This window comes from Rhizobium sp. CG5, from assembly GCF_023701945.1.
Lineage (GTDB): Bacteria > Pseudomonadota > Alphaproteobacteria > Rhizobiales > Rhizobiaceae > Allorhizobium.
Genome location: NZ_JABAEF010000014.1, coordinates 95,587 through 114,303, shown reverse-complemented (window position 1 = coordinate 114,303; position 18,717 = coordinate 95,587). Strand labels below are relative to the sequence as shown.

The 18,717-nt window shown below is 62.6% G+C and carries 18 protein-coding genes; 10 read left to right on the top strand and 8 right to left on the bottom strand.

The features are described 5' to 3' along the window. Positions 1–6: 6 nt before the first annotated feature. Together HGO38_RS21400 and HGO38_RS21395 are read left to right on the top strand one after the other, a co-directional pair. Complete coding sequence (locus HGO38_RS21400) at positions 7–930, top strand: nucleoside hydrolase (RefSeq protein WP_250957932.1); 924 nt, start codon at positions 7–9, stop codon at positions 928–930. Continuing rightward, positions 927–2,714 carry an adenine deaminase gene (locus tag HGO38_RS21395; protein WP_250957931.1) on the top strand — a complete coding sequence of 596 codons (1,788 nt, stop codon included), beginning with the start codon at positions 927–929 and terminating at the stop codon, positions 2,712–2,714. The genes HGO38_RS21400 and HGO38_RS21395 overlap by 4 nt, the downstream gene beginning before the upstream one ends. Before the next feature lie 19 nt (positions 2,715–2,733). On the opposite strand, the gene HGO38_RS21390 is transcribed toward HGO38_RS21395, so the two are convergent. Next, complete coding sequence (locus tag HGO38_RS21390) at positions 2,734–3,906, bottom strand: M20 aminoacylase family protein (RefSeq protein ID WP_250957930.1); 1,173 nt, start codon at positions 3,904–3,906, stop codon at positions 2,734–2,736. A gap of 190 nt (positions 3,907–4,096) precedes the next feature. Here HGO38_RS21390 and HGO38_RS21385 point away from each other — a divergent pair, with 190 nt between their 5' ends. After that, positions 4,097–4,786 (top strand): phosphoribosyltransferase, encoded by a 690-nt coding sequence (locus tag HGO38_RS21385; protein ID WP_250958003.1) that lies wholly within the window; start codon positions 4,097–4,099, stop codon positions 4,784–4,786. 7 nt (positions 4,787–4,793) lie between these two features. Here the strand turns inward: HGO38_RS21385 and HGO38_RS21380 are convergent, their stop codons facing one another. The 4 genes from HGO38_RS21380 to HGO38_RS21365 form a co-directional block, all read right to left on the bottom strand. Then, on the bottom strand, positions 4,794–5,426 hold the full coding sequence (locus tag HGO38_RS21380; protein ID WP_250957929.1) for a nucleoside triphosphate hydrolase: 633 nt from the start codon (positions 5,424–5,426) through the stop codon (positions 4,794–4,796). Beyond that, positions 5,423–6,205 (bottom strand): ATP-binding cassette domain-containing protein, encoded by a 783-nt coding sequence (locus HGO38_RS21375; protein WP_250957928.1) that lies wholly within the window; start codon positions 6,203–6,205, stop codon positions 5,423–5,425. The genes HGO38_RS21380 and HGO38_RS21375 overlap by 4 nt, the downstream gene beginning before the upstream one ends. Then, a complete protein-coding gene (locus tag HGO38_RS21370; RefSeq protein ID WP_250957927.1) occupies positions 6,205–7,287 on the bottom strand; it encodes an ABC transporter permease in 1,083 nt (360 codons plus the stop codon). The genes HGO38_RS21375 and HGO38_RS21370 overlap by 1 nt, the downstream gene beginning before the upstream one ends. 199 nt (positions 7,288–7,486) lie before the next feature. Then, positions 7,487–8,512, bottom strand: a complete 1,026-nt coding sequence (locus HGO38_RS21365) for a sugar ABC transporter substrate-binding protein (protein WP_250957926.1) — start codon at positions 8,510–8,512, stop codon at positions 7,487–7,489. Between the two features lie 304 nt (positions 8,513–8,816). On the opposite strand from HGO38_RS21365, the gene HGO38_RS21360 reads away from it, so the two are divergent. From HGO38_RS21360 to HGO38_RS21350, 3 genes are all read left to right on the top strand, one after another. Further along, positions 8,817–10,046: an ROK family transcriptional regulator gene (locus tag HGO38_RS21360; protein ID WP_250957925.1), complete on the top strand. Its 1,230-nt coding sequence runs from the start codon at positions 8,817–8,819 to the stop codon at positions 10,044–10,046. Further along, the gene (locus tag HGO38_RS21355; RefSeq protein ID WP_250957924.1) at positions 10,046–10,474 is read left to right on the top strand and encodes an RbsD/FucU family protein; all 429 of its coding nucleotides are present in this window, start codon (positions 10,046–10,048) and stop codon (positions 10,472–10,474) included. Before HGO38_RS21360 ends, HGO38_RS21355 begins: the two co-directional genes overlap by 1 nt. A gap of 111 nt (positions 10,475–10,585) precedes the next feature. Then, positions 10,586–11,380, top strand: coding sequence for a fumarylacetoacetate hydrolase family protein (locus HGO38_RS21350; RefSeq protein ID WP_250957923.1), 795 nt, complete (start codon positions 10,586–10,588; stop codon positions 11,378–11,380). A gap of 4 nt (positions 11,381–11,384) precedes the next feature. Here HGO38_RS21350 and HGO38_RS21345 read toward each other — a convergent pair whose 3' ends face one another. Then, positions 11,385–11,825, bottom strand: a complete 441-nt coding sequence (locus tag HGO38_RS21345; protein WP_250957922.1) for an Lrp/AsnC family transcriptional regulator — start codon at positions 11,823–11,825, stop codon at positions 11,385–11,387. Positions 11,826–11,968: 143 nt separating this feature from the next. On the opposite strand from HGO38_RS21345, the gene rocF reads away from it, so the two are divergent. After that, positions 11,969–12,904: an arginase gene (gene rocF / locus HGO38_RS21340; RefSeq protein WP_250957921.1), complete on the top strand. Its 936-nt coding sequence runs from the start codon at positions 11,969–11,971 to the stop codon at positions 12,902–12,904. Next, positions 12,901–13,962 carry an ornithine cyclodeaminase gene (gene ocd / locus HGO38_RS21335; RefSeq protein ID WP_250957920.1) on the top strand — a complete coding sequence of 354 codons (1,062 nt, stop codon included), beginning with the start codon at positions 12,901–12,903 and terminating at the stop codon, positions 13,960–13,962. Before rocF ends, ocd begins: the two co-directional genes overlap by 4 nt. A gap of 36 nt (positions 13,963–13,998) precedes the next feature. Here the strand turns inward: ocd and rhaI are convergent, their stop codons facing one another. Next, positions 13,999–15,291 (bottom strand): L-rhamnose catabolism isomerase, encoded by a 1,293-nt coding sequence (rhaI, locus tag HGO38_RS21330; protein ID WP_250957919.1) that lies wholly within the window; start codon positions 15,289–15,291, stop codon positions 13,999–14,001. Between the two features lie 79 nt (positions 15,292–15,370). Here rhaI and HGO38_RS21325 point away from each other — a divergent pair, with 79 nt between their 5' ends. Continuing rightward, complete coding sequence (locus HGO38_RS21325; RefSeq protein ID WP_168474012.1) at positions 15,371–15,529, top strand: YqaE/Pmp3 family membrane protein; 159 nt, start codon at positions 15,371–15,373, stop codon at positions 15,527–15,529. Positions 15,530–15,576: 47 nt separating this feature from the next. Here the strand turns inward: HGO38_RS21325 and HGO38_RS21320 are convergent, their stop codons facing one another. Continuing rightward, entirely contained in the window at positions 15,577–17,673 is a 2,097-nt protein-coding gene (locus tag HGO38_RS21320; RefSeq protein ID WP_250957918.1) for a bifunctional rhamnulose-1-phosphate aldolase/short-chain dehydrogenase, read from the bottom strand. 202 nt (positions 17,674–17,875) lie between these two features. On the opposite strand from HGO38_RS21320, the gene HGO38_RS21315 reads away from it, so the two are divergent. Beyond that, entirely contained in the window at positions 17,876–18,688 is an 813-nt protein-coding gene (locus HGO38_RS21315; protein WP_250957917.1) for a DeoR/GlpR family DNA-binding transcription regulator, read from the top strand. Positions 18,689–18,717 lie beyond the last annotated feature (29 nt).

Below are 18,717 nucleotides of genomic sequence, written 5' to 3'. Positions count from 1 at the left end.
ACGATCATGGGTGTCTGGATCGATACGGATATGGGGTTCGACGACATTGCCGCCATTCTGGTGGTGATGCATGCGGGCCTTGAGATCGACGGCGCATCGCTGGTGTTCGGCAATACCCCACTGGACCAGGTGCTGCGCAATACGGCCGGCGCCGCAGAGGCCTTTGGCTGGCGCTTTCCGGTCCATGCGGGACGGGCCAAACCTGTGATGGGTGCCTTGGAGACGGCACAGCAAATCCTCGGCGATACAGGCATCCCAACGGCCGGACTGACATTGCCCGAGGCGGATGCTCTGCCGGCCGGCAATGCGTTTGCAGCGCTCTGCGCCTGGTTGGAAACCGCACCGGCGCCGCGCCGTATTCTCGCGCTCGGTCCGCTGACCAATATTGCGGCTTTGGCCCTGGCCCGGCCGGATCTGGCCGCGCGCATCGAGGATCTGACCTGGATGGGGGGCGGGCTGACCCGCGGCAACCACACGGCATCGGCCGAGTTCAACGCGCTGGCCGATCCGGAAGCGGTTGCCATCGTGCTGGCCCATGGTCTGCCGCTGCGCATGGTCGATCTCGACTTTTGCCGAAAGGTTCTGGCCACGCCGGACGAGGTCACGCCGATCCGCAATGCCGGCGGACGGAATGCGGCGCTGATCGCCGACATGCTGGCGGGTTTCATCGATATCGCCACCAGCCGCGGCCGGCCGGCCATGGCGCTTTACGATCCGGCCGCCGCCGCCGCCTTCGTGCGCGGCGATCTGATCACCGTGCAGCCGGCCCGCATCGACATGGAATGCGGCAGTGGACTGACCCGCGGGCGGACTGTCGTCGAGACGCGCGCGTCGCATGGTGCGTTCAATGCGGAATTCGTGGCCGATTGCGATGCCGCGGCCATCAAGGCGATCGTGCTTGGCGCCTTACAATGGGAGGCGGCCAAGTGACGTCGCGAACTTCGAGAGAACCCGCGGATATCAACGATGCGGATCTGCGCAGGCGCGCCATTGCGGCGGCCCGGGGTGCTGCACCGTTTGATCGGTTGATCGTCAACGGCACGCTGGTCGACATGGTGACCGGCGAGCGTCGCGCTGCCGATATCGGCCTGGTCGGAGCGCTGATTGCCAGCGTTCACGCGCCGGGCGCCAGGGCAGATGCCGTGGAGATCATCGATGCAGAAGGTGGCTTCGTGACGCCGGGCCTGATCGATACGCATATGCATGTCGAAAGCTCGATGGTGACGCCGGAGAATTATGCCAAGGCAGTTCTGCCGCGCGGCGTGACGACCATTGTCTGGGATCCGCACGAGTTCGGCAATGTGCACGGGGTGGAGGGCGTTCGCTACGCTGCCGAGGCTTCTCGGGCGTTGCCGCTCAGGATGATCCTGCTGGCGCCGTCCTGCGTGCCGTCGGCACCGGGACTGGAACTGAACGGCGCCGATTTCGATGCGGCGGTGATCGCCGATCTGCTCACATGGCCAGAGATTGGCGGCGTGGCGGAGGTGATGAACATGCGCGGCGTGATCGATGGCGATCCGCGCATGAGCGCCATCGTCCAGGCGGGGCTTGCGTCGGATAAATTGATCTGCGGCCATGCCCGCGGGCTGAAGGATGGCGATCTCGCAGCCTTCATGGCGGCGGGCGTCAGTTCAGATCATGAGCTGGTCTCCGGCGACGACCTGATGGCCAAGCTCAGGGCCGGCCTGACCATCGAGCTGCGCGGCTCGCATGATCATTTGTTGCCGGAATTCGTCGAAGAACTCAACCGGCTCGGCCATCTGCCGCAGACGGTGACGCTCTGCACCGACGACGTCTTTCCCGACGATCTCCTGCAGGGCGGCGGGCTCGATGATGTGGTGCGCCGGCTGGTGCGCTATGGCCTGAAGCCGGAATGGGCGCTGCGGGCCGCGACGCTGAATGCCGCTCAGCGGCTTGGACGCGCCGATCTCGGCTTGATCGCGGCCGGCCGAAGGGCCGATCTCGTCGTCTTCGACGATCTGGCGGATCTGCAGGCGCGGCTGGTGATCGCCAATGGTGTTGCGGTGGCCCGTAACGGCGAACTGCTTCAAACGCCAGCAACCGTCGATCCTTCGGTTCTCACGCAGTCGATGAAGATCGAGCTGTTGACGGCTAACGATTTCCGGGTGGCCTCGAAGGGCAAATCCGTCCGGATCGCCACCATCAACCGGCCGCGGTTCACCGAATGGGGCGAGCGGCAGGCAAAAGTGGAAGACGGTTTCGTGGTGCCGCCGGAGGGCACCACGCTGATTGCGGTCGCCCATCGCCACGGGCGCGGCGACAGTCGGCCGCGGGTGGGATTCCTGGAAAACTGGGGCAAGTGGCGCGGCGCCTTTGCGACCACGGTGTCCCATGACAGCCACAACCTCACGGTGTTCGGCAGCGATCCGGAAGACATGGCGATTGCCGCCAATGCGGTGATTGCGGCGGGCGGCGGCATGGCGGTGGTCTCCAACCGCTGGATCGATGCGATCCTGCCTTTGCCGCTGTCCGGTCTGGTGTCGGATGCGCCGCTCGAGCATGTGGCGCGCGATTTCGCGGCCGTCCGTTCGGCCATGGACCGCATTGTCGAATGGCAGCCACCCTATCTGGTGTTCAAGGCCTGCTTCGGGGCGACGCTTGCCTGCAATGCCGGCCCGCACCAGACCGACCGCGGCATCGCCGATGTCGGCACCGGCCGGCTGCTGGAAAGCCCTGTTCTGGCGGAGGCTTAAAAGCAATCGACCGGACGGGTCAGGCAGGTGCCAGTTCCTGCTCGACCAGCGTGCTCCAGAAGCTGACGCCGGGACCGATAGCCGCGTCGTTGAAATCATAGGCGGTGTTGTGATGCAGCGCGCCGTCGACCGCCGGGCCATTGCCGAGCCAGACATAACAGCCCGGCGCCTCTCCGGCGAAAAACGAGAAATCATCGCCGGCCGTCGAGGGCGGGAAGGCGGTGCGGACCTTTGCGCCGAACACGGACCGGGCGGCGGCAAGCGCCCGGCTTGTGGCATCGGCGTTGTTGACGACAGGCGGAATGCGGCGCTGGAACTGGTAGTCCACGGATATGCCGTACATGGCGGCGGTGCCGTTCGCCAGCCGGCCGATTTCCGTTTCGAGTTGGTCGCGGACATCGGGCGAATAGGCGCGTGCCGTGCCGCCGATCTCGACGGTATCGGGAATGACGTTCAGGGCCTGCGGATTGCCTGCCTGGACCGAACAGGCGCTGACGACGGCGGGCTGCAGCGGATCGACGACCCGGCCGACAATGGTCTGCAGCGAGGACAGGAAAGTGCCCGCCGCGGTAATCGGATCCTTACCGAGATGCGGCTTGGCGCCGTGAGTGCCGGTGCCGCGGAAGGTGATGCGCCAGCTGTCGGAGGAGGCGAGTTGCGGGCCTTCGACCACGGCGATCTCATCCGGGTCCAATCCCGGCATGTTGTGCAGGCCATAGACCGCGTCGCAGGGGAATTTTTCAAACAGGCCGTCCTCGACCATGCGTCGCGCCCCGCCGCGGCCCTCTTCGGCCGGCTGGAAGATGAAATGCACCGTGCCGGAGAAATTGCCGGTCCGGGCCAGATGGCGTGCGGCGCCGATGAGCAGGGTGGTGTGGCCGTCGTGGCCGCAGGCATGCATCTTGCCGTCGATCTTCGATTTATAGGGCCGGTCGGCCAGTTCCGGCATGGCCAGCGCGTCCATGTCGGCGCGAAGTCCGATCACTCGCGTGCCGTTGCCCACCTGCAATGTGCCGACCACGCCGGTGCCGCCAAGTCCGAGCGTGACCTTTATCCCGGCTTCCTCCAGCAATCTTACGACGATGGCGCTGGTGCGCTCCTCCTCGAAGCCGAGTTCCGGATACTGATGCAGATCGCGGCGAAGTTCGGTCAGGAAGGCAAGGTCGGCGGCGATGTCTGGCTTGATCTGCATGGATTTTCGGTGTCCCGGTCGGTGGAGGAGATGAGCTTCGCCAAGTGCCGCTTGTGCCTGGTTCGGTCGCTCAGAAAGGTTACAATCGTCAGGCGCTTGGTATAGAGGGAAAACCGTGCGATTTGAACCGTTTCATTGTGCCTGCGCGCGGTTTGCCATTCCGGCGCGCCTGGCCAACGAGGACCACGATATGCAGCCCCATGATTTCTGGCAGGAGATCCATCCGCCGGCGAGTTTCGATCCGAAAGGCGGGCATTCGAACTTTTATCCAGCAACGCTTGCCGACGGGCGGCAGATCCGGCTGCCGATCCGGCCGCTTTCCGATGGACGGCATGCGCTGGCCTCGCTGATCGTCAATCAGGCCAGTTTCGCGGTGCTCGATGCGCTGGCAGAGGATCTCGCCGGGCAATTGTCGCTGCTGCGCCCCGATGTCGTGGTCGGCCTGCCAACGCTGGGGCTGACGCTCGCCTCCGTAGTGGCGCAGAAGCTTGGGCATCGCCGTTACGTGCCGCTCGGGACCTCGCGAAAGTTCTGGTATTCCGACGAATTGTCGGTGCCCCTATCGTCGATCACCACGCCGGAGCAGCAGAAGCGGCTCTATGTCGATCCGCGCATGCTGCCGCTCCTGAAGGACTGCCGGGTGGCGCTGATCGACGACGTGATCTCCAGCGGCACATCGATCCGGGCCGGGTTGTCGCTGCTGCAATCTTCCGGTGTCGAGCCGGTGGTGGTCGGGGCGGCCATGCTGCAGTCGGATCGCTGGCGAAAGGCGATGGCCGAGGAGGGCGCGCACTGGCCGGAGCGGGTGCGCGGCACTTTTGCCACGCCAATGCTGGTCAAGGGGGAAGATGACTTGTGGCACGCGCCGCAAGACGCGTGAGGGAGCGTCAGATCTCGAAGATCTCGAGGTGAATATCGGCGGGGCGGGAGTTCTCGATAATGCGTTTGCCGTTCGGCAGGTCGTTGCCGTAGAGCTTCCACTCGATGCCGGCTTCATCAAGGCCATAGTGGATCCAGCGCTGGCGCAACCGCTCCTCCAGCACCTCATAGGATGGGCCAACGAACAGCGTCATGTCGAACAGGCCGTCCAGCCTGTTCCACGGTGCCTCATCCAGCAGCAGGTAATTGCCTTCGACCAGCACGAAGCGGGTGTCGGTCGCAACCGGGCGAGCCGAGGCGATCGCCAGTTCTCTTGATCGATCGAAGACGGGTACCAGCACCTCCTCGTCGGCTGCTTTCACTGCCTTGAGGATGTCAACGAAACCACGCACGTCGAAGGTTTCAGGTGCGCCCTTGCGCTTCAACAGACCGCGCTCTTCGAGAATGCCGTTGTCCATGTGGAAGCCGTCCATCGGCAGGACTTCGGCGCGTTCGCCGCGGCGGATCAGTTCGTTGCGCAGGGCATCGGCAAGCGTCGACTTGCCGGCCCCGGGAGGGCCGGCAATGCCGGGTATGAAGCGTGTCCTGCCTTCGGCACGTCGGATGATCTCGTCGACAATGCTTGCAACAGTCAGACTCATGCGGCGAGCGCTTCCGCCGGCGGTGCCTTGGCGCCGGTCATGAAGGCGACCGCGTCGGACATTGTATAGTCCTTCGGGTTGACCACGCAGAGGCGCCGGCCCAGCCGGTGCACATGAATGCGGTCGGCCACCTCGAAGACATGCGGCATGTTGTGGCTGATCAACACGATCGGCATGCCGCGGGCGCGCACATCGAGGATCAGTTCGAGAACCTTGCGGCTTTCCTTGACCCCGAGGGCGGCGGTTGGTTCATCGAGAATGATGACCTTGGAGCCAAAGGCGGCCGCCCGCGCCACGGCAACGCCCTGACGCTGGCCGCCCGACAGGGTTTCCACGGCCTGGTTGATGTTCTGGATGGTCATCAGGCCCAGTTCGGACAGCTTGTCGCGGGCGACTTTCTCCATCGCCGGACGATCCAGCATGCGAAACACGCTGCCCATGATGCCCGGCTTGCGCAGTTCGCGGCCGAGAAACATGTTGTCGGCGATCGACAAAGCCGGCGACAGCGCGAGGTTCTGGTAGACGGTCTCGATGCCGGCCTTGCGGGCTTCGATCGGCGAGCGGAAGTTGATCGGCTGGCCGTCGAGGCGGATTTCGCCTTCGTCGGGCGATACCGCGCCGGAGATCGCCTTGATGAGCGTCGACTTTCCGGCGCCGTTGTCGCCGATCACGGCGAGGATTTCGCCGGGATAGAGGTCGAAATCGGCATTGTCGAGAGCGGTGACCCGGCCATAACGCTTGACCAGACCGCGTGCGGTGAGAATGGGTTCGTGTGCCATCAGCCTGCTACCTTTCTGATCCACTGGTCGATTGCGACGGCGCTGATGATGAGCACGCCGATCAAGAGATAGGTCCATTGCGGGTCGGTGCCGATGAGGCGAAGCCCCAGCGAGAAGACGCCGACGATCAGGGCACCGAAAATCATGCCGAGAATGGAGCCGCGGCCGCCGAACAGCGAGATGCCGCCGATCACCACGGCGGTGATGGATTCGATATTGGCGAACTGGCCGGCCGTCGGGGACACGGAGCCAATGCGGCCGATGAGGGCCCAGCCGGCCAGGGCGCAGATCAGTCCGGACAGGGTATAGACGGAGATCAGCATGCGCTTGACGTTGACGCCGGCCAGTTCCGCTGCATCCGGGTCGTCGCCGACCGCGTAGACATGGCGGCCCCAGGCCGTGTTGTTGAGCACGTACCAGAGAAGCGCCACCAGCAGCACCATGAAGATGACACCATAGGTGAGGACCGCGCCGCCAAGGCGCAGGTTTTCGCCGAAGAACTGCAGGATTGGCGCACTCTTTTCAATGTCCTGGCTGCGGATGGTCTCGTTGGCGGAATAGAGGAAGTTGGAGGCCAGGACGATCTGCCACATGCCGAGCGTGACGATAAACGGCGGCAGTTTCATGCGGGCCACCAGAATGCCGTTGATGAAACCGCAGGCCGCGCCGACGGCCAGGCCGCAGAGCACTGCGAAGGTTGGCGGCAGGCCGTAGCGGAAGGTGAACTGGCCCATCACCACCGATGACAGCACCATGATCGCTCCCACCGACAGGTCGATGCCGGCCGTCAGGATGACCAGCGTCTGGGCCGCGCCGACGATACCGACGATCGCCACCTGCTGCAGGATGAGGGTCAGTGTAAAGGCCGAGAAGAACTTCCCCCCGAGGATGATGCCGAATATGGCCAGCGACAGCACCAGCACGATCAGCGGCACGGCCGCGGGGCTTGAATGCAGGAAATGCTGGAAGCGTTGCAGCGGGGTCTTGTCGTTCGTATCGAAAGACGCGACCTGCTTCGAGCTTTCGGACAGAACTTTTTCGTAGTCATGATGGGGTGTTGTGGCGGATTGCGGTTCGCTCATTTTTATTCCTCCCGACGGCCTCTCCCAAGGCTCGCACGGCGCGATGATACCGCATGCGGAGATCGGACTCCATGCGAATTACCGGCACGCAGGCGGTGCGACCTCAAGTCTGGGCAAAGCGTTCCAATGGTCCCCTGTTGGGGAGAAGGGCGGCCGGGCCGCCCTTCCTTGACTTTCAAGCGTGGGATCCCTTCGCGGATCAGCCCCAGCACTTGTCCTTGCCGGCCTTGGTGTCGATCGACTCGACGCCGGCGGCCGGCTTGTCTGTGACGAGGGCAACGCCCGTGTCGAAGAAGTTCTTGCCTTCGGTGGCCGCAGGCTTTTCGCCGCTATCGGCAAACTTCTTGATCGCCTCGATGCCCATGGAGGCCATCAGCAGCGGATACTGCTGCGAGGTGGCGCCGATGACGCCTTCGGCGACGTTCTGAACGCCCGGGCAACCGCCGTCGACGGAGACGATCAGCACGTCCTTCTCACGGCCGACGGCCTTCAGCGCTTCATAGGCGCCGGCAGCAGCCGGTTCGTTGATGGTGTGCACGACGTTGACGGTCGGATCCTTCTGCAGGAGGTTTTCCATGGCGGTGCGGCCGCCTTCCTCGTTGCCGTTGGTGACGTCATGGCCGACGATGCGCGGATCGGTTTCGTCGCCGATCTTGTTGATGTCGACGACATCGATGCCGAAGCCCTTCATGAAGCCCTGGTTGCGCAGGACGTCGACCGACGGCTGCGACGGGGTGAGGTTCAGGAAGGCGATCTTGGCGTCCTTGGCCTTGTCACCGAGCGTGGCAGCGGCCCATTTGCCGATCAGCTCGCCGGCCAGCAGGTTGTCGGTGGCAAAGGTCTGGTCGGCAGCATCGAGCGGCTCAAGCGGGGTGTCGAGGGCGATGACCAGCAGGCCGGCGTCGCGGGCCTTCTGCACGGCCGGCACGATGCCCTTGGTGTCGGAAGCGGTCAGCAGGATACCCTTGGCGCCATCGGCAATGCAGGTCTCGATGGCGGCAACCTGGCTTTCGCTGTCGCCGTCAACCTTGCCGGCGTAGGTCTTCAGCGTCACGCCGAGTTCCTTGGCCTTGGCGGTTGCGCCTTCCTTCATCTTGACGAAGAAGGGATTGGTGTCGGTCTTGGTGATCAGGCAGGCGGATACGTCGGCGGCCGAAGCGGGCGACGTGAAAACGACGCCAAGCGCAAGCGCGCCGAGAGCGGCGGTGATCAGATTGGTCTTCATGTAATCCTCCCAAGGACAAAAAATGGATGCACCCTCCTCGGGCCATCCGGTTACAGATCGCGACAGCGTCTCCTGCGCTGGCAAATGCTGCTTCCGCTTATGAAAGAAACACCAAATGAAATGCCTGTCAATAAATAAATCGAATTGAATTATTAATTAAATGTGGCATGCTTCGGATACGGGAGATGTGGCTCTTGAGTGAAATCGTATACGTAGGGGGCTGTCTGGGCAACACTTACGGAACGTATCGTTGAATGCATGCCGGGCGAGGCGGCGGGCAATCGATGATCTGGGAGGAGACGAAATGTTGGAGAAAGCCGGAGCGGCACAGGCAGCGCCGGGCGCTGTTCTGGAGACCAGCGGCGGCGCCAATCAGGTCCGTGTGCGGGCTTATAACGAACGGCTTGTGATGTCGCTGGTGCGGCGGCATGCCGGTTTGTCGAAAGCCGATATCGCAAGACGCAGCGGCCTTTCCGCCCAGACGGTGACCGTCATCATGCGCGCGCTGGAAGGTGAGGGGCTGCTGATCCGCGGCACGCCGGTGCGTGGCAGGGTGGGCCAGCCCTCGGTCCCCATGCGCCTCAATCCCGATGCCGTCTTTTCCTTCGGTTTGAAGATCGGCCGGCGCAGCGCCGATCTGGTGCTGATGGATTTCGTCGGCCGGATTCGAATGCAGGTGCATCGCACCTATCCCTATCCTATGCCCGGCTTTCTGCTCGCCTTCATTGCCGAAGGAATAGCCGAGATCGAAGCACGGCTGACACCCGAAGAACGCGGCAGGATCGCCGGCATCGGCATTGCCGCGCCTTTCGAGCTGTGGAGCTGGGCCGAAGAAGTCGGTGCGCCACAGTCAGACATGAACCAATGGCATGGCGTCGACCTGCAGGCGGAAATCGAGGCACGGGTTGCCTATCCGGTGTTTCTGCAGAACGATGCCACCAGCGCCTGCGCGGCGGAACTGGTGTTCGGCGTGGGGCCGCACTATCCGGATTTCATCTATTTCTTCATCGGCTCGTTCATCGGCGGGGGCGTCGTCCTGAATTCCGCGCTGTTTTCCGGCCGCACGGGCACGGCCGGCGCCGTCGGCTCGCTTCCTGTCCAGCGCCGCGACGGCAAGACCGTGCAGCTTTTGAAGATCGCCTCGATCTTCGTGCTGGAAAACCTGCTGCGCGAGCACGGCATCAATCCGGAAACGCTGTGGTATTCCGCCGAGGATTGGGTCGATTTCGGCGAACCGCTGGAAATCTGGATCCAGGATACGGCGGCGGCCCTCGCCCAGGCGATCGTCGCCTCGGCCTCGGTGATCGATTTCTCGGCGGCCGTCATTGACGGCGGCTTTCCGGCCTGGGTGCGCGAGCGGGTGGTTGTCGCCACGCGGGCGGCGGTCAAGCAACTCGACCTTCAGGGCGTCGTCCTGCCGGAGATCGTCGAAGGTGCCGTCGGCAGCCAGGCCCGATCGGTCGGCGGTGCCAGCCTGCCACTGTTTTCCCGTTATCTTCTCGACCAGAATGTGCTTTTCAAGGAGCTTGCGTAATGCTGAAAGGGATCGATCCCATCCTGAACCCCGAATTGCTGGCTACGTTGCGGGCCATGGGGCACGGGGACGAAATCGCCATCGTCGATGGCAATTATCCGGGCCTCGAGCATGCCCGTCGGCTTGTCCGTCTGGATGGCGTGCCCTTGATCCCGGTGTTGAATGCCATCCTGTCCGTGCTGCCGATCGACGATTTCGTGCCGGAGGCCATCTTCCGGTCGACCTTCAAGGCAGAGCGTGATCGGTTGGAGCCGGTGCATTCGGAGATCATCGCCTGCTGTGCCGCCCATGAGCCGGAGCGCACGGTGACACCCCTGCTCGGCCCCGATTTCTATCCGCGGGTGCGCGCCGCCCACACGGTGGTGCAGACCGGCGAGCCGCGGCTCTATGCCAATGTCATCCTGCGCAAGGGTGTCATCTATCCCTAAAACTCTTTGCGCGGAATCAAGTGACAGCTTGCGATAACCTTGTAGGATGAACGCCAAGGGTCGCGTCAGACGACCCCGTACACTTTGACTGAAACGGGGAAACACCAAGACATGAAGCTCGCCACACTGAAAGATTCCACCCGCGACGGCAAACTCGTCGTGGTTTCCAAGGATCTCACGCGCTGCTCGGAGGTCGGGCATATCGCCCGGTCGCTGCAGGCCGCCCTTGATGATTGGGCCCATGTCGGGCCGCGGCTGGCGCGGGTTGCCATCGGCATCGAAACCGGTTCGCAGCCGACCCTGCGCTTTCACGAACACGATGCCGCATCGCCCCTGCCGCGGGCCTTTCAGCGGCTGGAGCATTCTGCCGGTGCGGTGGTGCAGCTTGCCTCCGACAGCATGGTGCCGCCGCGCAGCCCTATCGACATTCCGGCCGATATAGCGGCGGTGACATCCGGCGTCGAAGTTGCCGTCATTCTCGGCGATGTGCCGATGGGCGCCACGAAAGCCGAGGCGCTGGCTTCGATCCAGCTGGTGATGCTGGCCAATCATCTGAGTGTCGGCGGAACTGCCCTGTCACCGTCCTATTCGCCGGTGGCCGTGTCGCTGGATGAACTTGGCGAGAGCTGGAAGGATGGCGCCCTGCACCTGCCGTTCAATCTGAGTATCAACGGCAAGGCTGTCGTTGCGGCGAATGCCGCAGTTGCGACCGGTTTTGCGGATGTCATCGTTGAGGCAGCCCGGACCCGTCCGCTCAGCGCCGGCACGATCGTTGAACTGGCCTCGAGCGGCGAAGGCCAGTCGATCACTGTGGGCGATGTGATCCGCATTTCCATGAAAGATCCTGCCGGTCACAGCATCTTCGGGGCGATCGAGCAGACGGTCGCCAAGGCCGGCGCGCTTTAGCGCATCACGCCAGACGGGCGCGAGTACTGCGCGGTGTGGAGAGGATCAGGCTCGTCTCGCTGCCGGTGATGCCGGGAACGAGGCGGACCCGGCGCAGCACCGCATCGAAATCGGTCAGTGTTGCCGCGCCCAGTTCGACGATCAGATCCCATCGGCCATTGGTCGAATGGATCGCTGCGATCTCGGGGAATCCGCCCAGCAGGCGGATGACCCGGTCGGTGACATGACCCTCGATCTCGATCATCATGATGCCGCGCACCGGCAGGTCCACCGTGTCGGCACGCAGGATCACAGTGTAGCCAAGTATGGTGCCGCCCGCCTCCAGCCGTTCCAGCCGGGCACGCACCGTCGCCCGCGAAGCGCCTGCTTCAATCGCCAGATCGGAGATGCTGCGCCGGCCGTTGTGGCGGAGCAGGGTGATCAGCTTTTCGTCCAGCGTGTCCATGGCGATGATCCCCGATTTTCCAATTTGGGCAATTGATCTGCTGAAATGATAGGTCATTTCAAGATAATTGCCAATCTATCCTGTTCATTCCGCCAGTCGGACATGCTCCAATCGCCAAACGATTGAACAGGAGATGGCGGGCCATGCATTGCAAACTGATCGGGGTGCCCCTGCAGGTCGGCGCGAGCCGGCTCGGATGCGAGATGGGGCCGAGTGCGCTGCGGATCGCCGGTCTCGGCACGGCGCTAGCGGAACTCGGTCACGAGGTGACCGATATCGGCAATGTCACGCACACGCCCTTGCGGGATGTCACCCATCCCAACGCCGCCGTTCATCACCTGGCCGAGACGATCGGCTGGATCGAAACCCTCAGCGAGGTTGCCTATCTTGAAAGTGCCGACGCCATGCCGATCTTCCTCGGCGGCGATCATGCGCTGTCGGCAGGCACGGTGGCCGGCCTGTCGCGTCGCGCGGCGGAAGAGGGGCGGCCGCTGTTCGTGCTGTGGCTCGATGCCCATACCGATTTTCATACGCTGGCAACGACCGAAAGCGGCAATCTGCACGGAACGCCGGTCGCCTATTTCTCCGGCCACGAGGATTTTCAAGGGTACTATCCGCCGCTCTCCCATCCGGTTGATGGGCGGAACATCTGCATGATCGGCATTCGCAGCGTCGATCCCGCCGAGCGGGCGTCGCTGAAAAAGACCGGGATCACCGTGCATGACATGCGGATGATCGACGAACATGGGGTTGCCGTCCTGCTACGGGATTTCCTGGCTCGGGTCGAGGCGGCCCATGGCCTGCTGCATGTCAGCTTCGACGTCGACTTTCTCGACCCGTCGATCGCGCCGGCGGTCGGTACCACGGTTCCGGGCGGCGCCACGTTCCGCGAGGCGCATCTGGTGATGGAAATGCTGCATGACAGCGGCCTGGTCTCCAGCCTCGATCTGGTCGAGCTCAATCCGTTTCTCGACGAGCGCGGCCGCACCGCCACCTTGATGGCGGATCTGACGGCCAGCCTGATGGGCCGGCAGGTGATGGACCGTCCGACCCGCGATTTCTCAGGGAGCGTCAAATGACCGGAGCCAACCAAAATCTGAATATCGTGCCTTTCGTCAGCGTCGATCACATGATGAAGCTGGTGCTGAAGGTCGGCGTCACCACTTTCCTCACCGAGCTTGCAGCGGTGATTGAAGAGGATTTCCGCCGCTGGGAGAGCTTTGACAAGACGCCGCGCATCGCTTCGCATTCGGCGGAAGGCGTCATCGAACTGATGCCGACCAGCGACGGCACACTCTACGGCTTCAAATATGTCAACGGCCATCCGAAGAATATGCGCGAAGGCCGCCAGACGGTGACGGCTTTCGGCGTGCTGGCCGATGTCGGCAACGGATATCCGATGCTGCTCAGCGAAATGACCATTCTGACGGCACTACGCACCGCCGCGACCTCGGCGGTCGCCGCCAAATATCTGGCGCGCAAGGATGCGCGGACCATGGCGATCATCGGCAATGGCGCGCAGAGCGAATTCCAGGCGCTGGCCTTCAAGGCACTGCTCGGTATTGACACCCTGCGGCTCTACGATCTGGATCCCGCCGCAACCGAGAAATGCCGGCGCAATCTCGACGGGCTCGGCTTTACGATCACCGCCTGCACCTCGGCGGAAGAGGCGGTCGAGGGAGCCGATATCATCACCACCGTCACCGCCGACAAGCAATGCGCGACGATCCTCACCGACAACATGGCCGGCCCCGGCGTGCACATCAACGCTGTCGGCGGCGATTGCCCCGGCAAGACGGAACTGCACCGCGATATCCTGCTGCGCTCGGACATTTTTGTCGAATATCCGCCGCAGACCCGCATCGAGGGGGAGATCCAGCAATTGCCTGGGGACCATCCGGTGACCGAGCTGTGGCAGGTCATTCTGGGGCAGGTTCCGGGCCGCAGGAACGAAGGCCAGATCACCCTGTTTGATTCAGTCGGCTTTGCGACGGAGGATTTCTCGGCGCTGCGTTATGTGCGCACCAAACTGGCTGAAACCGGCCTTTTCGCCGAACTCGACCTGTTGGCAGATCCGGACGAACCGCGCGATCTGTTCGGCATGCTGCTGCGATGCCAGGCTGCATCCGCGCTTTGACAACGGATGCAGCCTCTGTCGTGGGACTACGCTTGATCAGACGATGCCGCCGCTGCCGCCTTTGACGGCAGGGCGTTCGCCGGCGACCTTGGCGCGATAGCCGCTGGCGCGGTAGGCGGCGACCGGATCGATGGCGCCGCCGGTGCGGCGGCGGGCTTCGGCCAGGATCGCCTCGACATCGGTGCGGTAGGCACGCTTCAGGGTTTCGGATGCCATCAGCGCATCGTTGTCGTTCTGAAAGCCTTCGAGCGCCACCCGATCGACGATTAGCGCCTGGGCATAGGCACGGCGGATTTCGTTGGCGCTGGAGATCAGGCTTTCGATCGGGTCTGTCACATTGTGGCTCTGGTCGATCATGTGAGCGGGGTGGAAGCCCTTGACGCCGCGATGCTCGGCATCGACCAGTTCGTTGAACACCAGGAACAGGCGGTAGGGTTCGATCGCGCCGGCATCCAGATCGTCGTCGCCGTATTTCGAATCGTTGAAATGGAAGCCGCCGAGCTTGCCGAACTGGATCAGGCGGGCGACGATCATCTCGATATTCGTATTCGGCGCGTGATGACCAAGGTCGACCAGGCAGAAGGCCTTGGGCCCGAGGGTCTGGGCGATCAGCAGATTGGTGCCCCAGTCCTGAACCACGGTCGAGTAGAAGGCCGGCTCGTACATTTTGTGCTCGGAGAAGATCCGCCAGTCATCGGGCAGCTTCTTGTAGATCTCGCCCATGGCGGAGAGATAACGCTCGAAGCTCCTGGTGAAATTGGTCTGGCCGGGGAAGTTGGAGCCATCGCCGACCCAGACCGTCAGGGCCTTGGAGCCAAGCGCATGACCGATCTCGATGCATTCGATATTGTGCTCGACCGCCTGGGCGCGGGTTGCCGCATCCACGTGGCTGAGCGAGCCATATTTATAGGAATGGGCCTGATCGGCGGCATCGGAAAAGGTATTGGAATTCATCGCGTCGAAGCCGAGGCCGAGGGCATCGCCCTTGGCCTTCAGGTCCTTCGGATCGGCCTTGTCCCACGGGATATGCAGCGAGACCGTCGGCGTGGCGCGGGTCAGTTCGTTGATGACCGAGCAGTCTTCCAGCTTGTCGAAGATATGGCGCGGTTCACCCAGGCCGGGGAAGCGGGCAAAGCGCGTGCCGCCGGTGCCGACACCCCAGGAGGGCACGGCAACGAAGAATTCGGCGACCTTGGCTGTGATCGCCTCGATATCGACATTGCCACGGGCGAGCTTTTCGCCGAGGGCGGCGTAATCACTCTTGAGCGCTGATGCGCGCTTGTCGTTTTCGGCGTCGATCAGGTCAGGCGCAATCTTACTGTTGGTCATTATTTTTTCCTCCCGTCCGCGAACGATTTTGGCCGCTCTGCGTTGTCAGTGAATTCGATCATTCTATTCAGAGGCATTCATGGACGTCGTACGAATCTTGCTCGCCATCATCCTGCCGCCGGTTGGCGTCTTTCTTCAGGTGGGCATCGGCCTGCATTTCTGGCTGAATATTCTGCTGACGCTGTGCGGCTATCTGCCCGGTATCATCCACGCCATCTGGGTCATTCTGAGAAAGTAACGGTCACCGCCACGGCATTCGCGCCGTGGCGGGCTTGGGAGCTCTGATCAGCGCGTGAAGCTCTGGGCGTTGCCGGCATCGACGTTGATAATGTTGCCGGTCGATTTGGCGGAAGCGTCGGAGGCGAGGAAGTAGATCGCTTCGGCAATGTCTTCCGGAAACACATTCAGCTTCAGCATCGACCGCTTGCGGTAATGTTCCTCAAGGTCGTCCACCTCGATCTTCGACGATGCCGCACGCTGTTCGCGCCATTCGCCGTTCCAGATCTTGGAGCCACGCAGTACCGCATCCGGGTTGACCGTATTGACGCGGATGTCGGCGTCGGCGCCTTCCAGAGCCAGGCAACGGGCGAGATGAATTTCGGCCGCCTTTGCCGTGCAATAGGCCGATGCGTTGGGCGATGAGGCAAGCCCGTTCTTCGAGGCGACGAAGACCACATTGCCGCCAATCGCCTGACGGCGGAACAGGCGGAACGCTTCGCGTGAGACGAGGAAATAGCCCGTCGCCAGAATGCTCATGTTCTTGTCCCACATGGCAAGCGTCGTGTCTTCCACCGGAGCAGACGAGGCGATGCCGGCATTGGAGACGAGAATGTCGACGCCGCCAAATTCGACGCAGGCTTCTGCAAAACTCGAAATGACCTGCTCTTCACTGGTGACATTCAGATTGACGCTGCGCACGCTGTCGGCGCCGTAGCGCTTGGTGAAATCGGCAAGCGTGTTGGTCAGCGCATCGGCGTCGATATCAGCCAGAACCACGCAGGCGCCTTCCGACATCAGTCGTTCCGCCGTGGCGCGGCCGATGCCGCCGGCACCGCCGGTGACGAAGGCGACGCGGCCGGCCAGGCTCTTGGGCTTGGGCATGCGCTGCAGCTTTGCTTCCTCCAGCAGCCAGTATTCGATATCGAAGGCTTCCTGTTCGGGCAGGCCCTGATACTGCGAGACCGTCGAGGCGCCCTTCATGACATTGATGGCGTTGACGTAGAATTCACCGGCGATGCGGGCGGTTGCCTTGTCCTTGGCAAAGGACAGCATGCCGACGCCCGGCACCAGGAAGATGACCGGGTTGGGATCGCGCATGGCAGGGGAATTGGCATGCTTGCAGCTATCGTAATAGCGCTTGTAGTCGGCGCGATAGGCTTCCAGCGCCTTGTCGAGACCGGCGACCACAGCGTCCGCATCCGGCTTGGCCGGATCGAAATCGACGATCAGCGGGCGGATCTTGGTGCGCAGGAAGTGGTCGGGGCAGGAGGTGCCGAGCGCGCCAAGCGCCTGCAGATCCTTGGAGTTGACGAACTCGAGCACGGCATCCTGATCGTCGAAATCGCCGAGCTTTCGTTCGGCCTTGCCGATGCGGCCGCGGATTTCCGGCATCAGCTTGGCGGCGATGGCGCGGCGCTGTTCGGCCGGCAGGCTTGATGTTACTGCACCGCCGAAGATCGTCTTGCCCTCGGTCTGCTTGGCGAACCATTCGATCGCCTTGTTGATGATCTCAAGGGTCAGCAGATAGCAGTCCTTGGCATCATCAGCCCAGGTGAACAGGCCATGGCTTTCGAGCACAACGCCCTTGGACTTCGGATTGGCGGCGACATAGGCGCCGAGGTCGAGGCCGAGCTGGAAGCCTGGGCGGCGCCAGGGCAGCCAGCCGATATCGCTGCCGAAGATCTGCTGGGTAAGCTCTTTTGAATTCTTGGAGGCGGCGATCGCGATGATCGCGTCGGGATGCATATGGTCGACATGGGTGAACGGCACGAAGCCGTGCAGCGGCGTGTCGATGGAGGCGGCGCGCGGATTGAGGTTGAAGGTGCAATGGGGCAGGAAACCGACCATGCGGTCTTCGTCTTCCACGCCCTTGTAGATGCCCTTCAGCGCTTCCAGCTTGTCCATGTAGAGGGTCGCAAAGCCGTCGAGCTTGATGGTGCCGACATCGCCGCCCGAGCCCTTGACCCACATGACGCGGGCTTTTTCGCCGGTCAGCGGATCGGTTTCCAGGACCTTGGCGGAGGTGTTGCCGCCGCCGTAATTGGTGATGCGCTTGTCGGCGCCCAGAAGATTGGACCGGTACAACAGCTTGCCCGGCTCATCGAGCTTGGCCGCGTAAGCATCGTCCCAACGGTTTTCGAGAAGGCGGGTTTGGCCCGTCATTGCTTTCCTCCCAGGTCTGTCGATTCATGAACAGCAAAGTGGCCGCCCATCTCCTTCTGGGGACGATATCGCGCAAGCTCGGCGCCAATGTCAATCAAAATCGATCATAAAATTGCATGTTGCGGCGCAACATAAACTATTTTGATCGTTTATGATTGACAGGTTAATCGTTATCCGCCTAAATCCCGATCAGGAGGAGCCCATGCACGAACGTGAACGCCATCGCATCATATTAAGCGCGATCCAGGAAAAGCCCGTGATCACGGTGCAGGATATCGCCGAACTGACCGAGGCCTCGGAAGCCACGATCCGGCGTGATATCGCGGCCCTGCATGTGCAGGGCAAGCTTCGGCGTGTGCGTGGCGGAGCAGAAGCGGTGCATCCGCCGCAGCTCGGCAATCTGGCAGCGAGACCGTTTCGGGTGTCCGAATCCGTCAATATCGATAAAAAGCGCGCAATTGCCCGCGGCGCGGTCGATCTCTGCGAAGAGGGCGATTCGATCATCATCAATGGCGGCACGACGACGTTCCAGATGGTGCATTTCATGTCGGCGCGGCGCCTACAGGTGATGACCAATTCCTTTGCGATCGCCGAACATCTCGTCAAGCATTCCAAGTGCACAGTCAGCATTCCCGGCGGCGCGATTTATCGCGACCAGAGCCTGATCCTGTCGCCCTTCGACAATGACGCCATCCGCAATTTCTATGCACGACGGATCTTCATCGGTGCGCAGGGCGTCAGTTCGCATGGGATCATGGAATCGGATGCGCTGGTCATTCAGAGCGAGCAGAAGCTGATGCGCCAGGCCGACGAACTGATCATCATGGTCGACTCGAGCAAATTTTCGAAACGCTCGAGCATGATCCTGTGCCCGCTCGACAATGTCTCGACGATCATCACGGACGACAAAATTCCGGAGGAGGCAGCGGCCATGGTCGCTGATGCCGGCATAAAGCTCATAACGGTCAAGCCCATCGCTTCGGCCGAGAAGGAGGATACCTCTTCGGTCGCATAGAATACGGCTGTCGGGGGGAGTGGGACTGT

Excerpts from the sequence above, each read along its gene's own strand:
- HGO38_RS21400 (WP_250957932.1), top strand. The coding sequence starts at position 7 with ATGGGTGTCTGGATCGATACGGATATGGGGTTCGACGACATTGCCGCC.
- HGO38_RS21390 (WP_250957930.1), bottom strand. The coding sequence starts at position 3,906 with ATGCAGATCAAGCCAGACATCGCCGCCGACCTTGCCTTCCTGACCGAA.
- HGO38_RS21385 (WP_250958003.1), top strand. The coding sequence starts at position 4,097 with ATGCAGCCCCATGATTTCTGGCAGGAGATCCATCCGCCGGCGAGTTTC.
- HGO38_RS21380 (WP_250957929.1), bottom strand. The coding sequence starts at position 5,426 with ATGAGTCTGACTGTTGCAAGCATTGTCGACGAGATCATCCGACGTGCC.
- HGO38_RS21375 (WP_250957928.1), bottom strand. The coding sequence starts at position 6,205 with ATGGCACACGAACCCATTCTCACCGCACGCGGTCTGGTCAAGCGTTAT.
- HGO38_RS21370 (WP_250957927.1), bottom strand. The coding sequence starts at position 7,287 with ATGAGCGAACCGCAATCCGCCACAACACCCCATCATGACTACGAAAAA.
- HGO38_RS21365 (WP_250957926.1), bottom strand. The coding sequence starts at position 8,512 with ATGAAGACCAATCTGATCACCGCCGCTCTCGGCGCGCTTGCGCTTGGC.
- HGO38_RS21360 (WP_250957925.1), top strand. The coding sequence starts at position 8,817 with ATGTTGGAGAAAGCCGGAGCGGCACAGGCAGCGCCGGGCGCTGTTCTG.
- HGO38_RS21355 (WP_250957924.1), top strand. The coding sequence starts at position 10,046 with ATGCTGAAAGGGATCGATCCCATCCTGAACCCCGAATTGCTGGCTACG.
- HGO38_RS21350 (WP_250957923.1), top strand. The coding sequence starts at position 10,586 with ATGAAGCTCGCCACACTGAAAGATTCCACCCGCGACGGCAAACTCGTC.
- HGO38_RS21345 (WP_250957922.1), bottom strand. The coding sequence starts at position 11,825 with ATGGACACGCTGGACGAAAAGCTGATCACCCTGCTCCGCCACAACGGC.
- rocF (WP_250957921.1), top strand. The coding sequence starts at position 11,969 with ATGCATTGCAAACTGATCGGGGTGCCCCTGCAGGTCGGCGCGAGCCGG.
- ocd (WP_250957920.1), top strand. The coding sequence starts at position 12,901 with ATGACCGGAGCCAACCAAAATCTGAATATCGTGCCTTTCGTCAGCGTC.
- rhaI (WP_250957919.1), bottom strand. The coding sequence starts at position 15,291 with ATGACCAACAGTAAGATTGCGCCTGACCTGATCGACGCCGAAAACGAC.
- HGO38_RS21325 (WP_168474012.1), top strand. The coding sequence starts at position 15,371 with ATGGACGTCGTACGAATCTTGCTCGCCATCATCCTGCCGCCGGTTGGC.
- HGO38_RS21320 (WP_250957918.1), bottom strand. The coding sequence starts at position 17,673 with ATGACGGGCCAAACCCGCCTTCTCGAAAACCGTTGGGACGATGCTTAC.
- HGO38_RS21315 (WP_250957917.1), top strand. The coding sequence starts at position 17,876 with ATGCACGAACGTGAACGCCATCGCATCATATTAAGCGCGATCCAGGAA.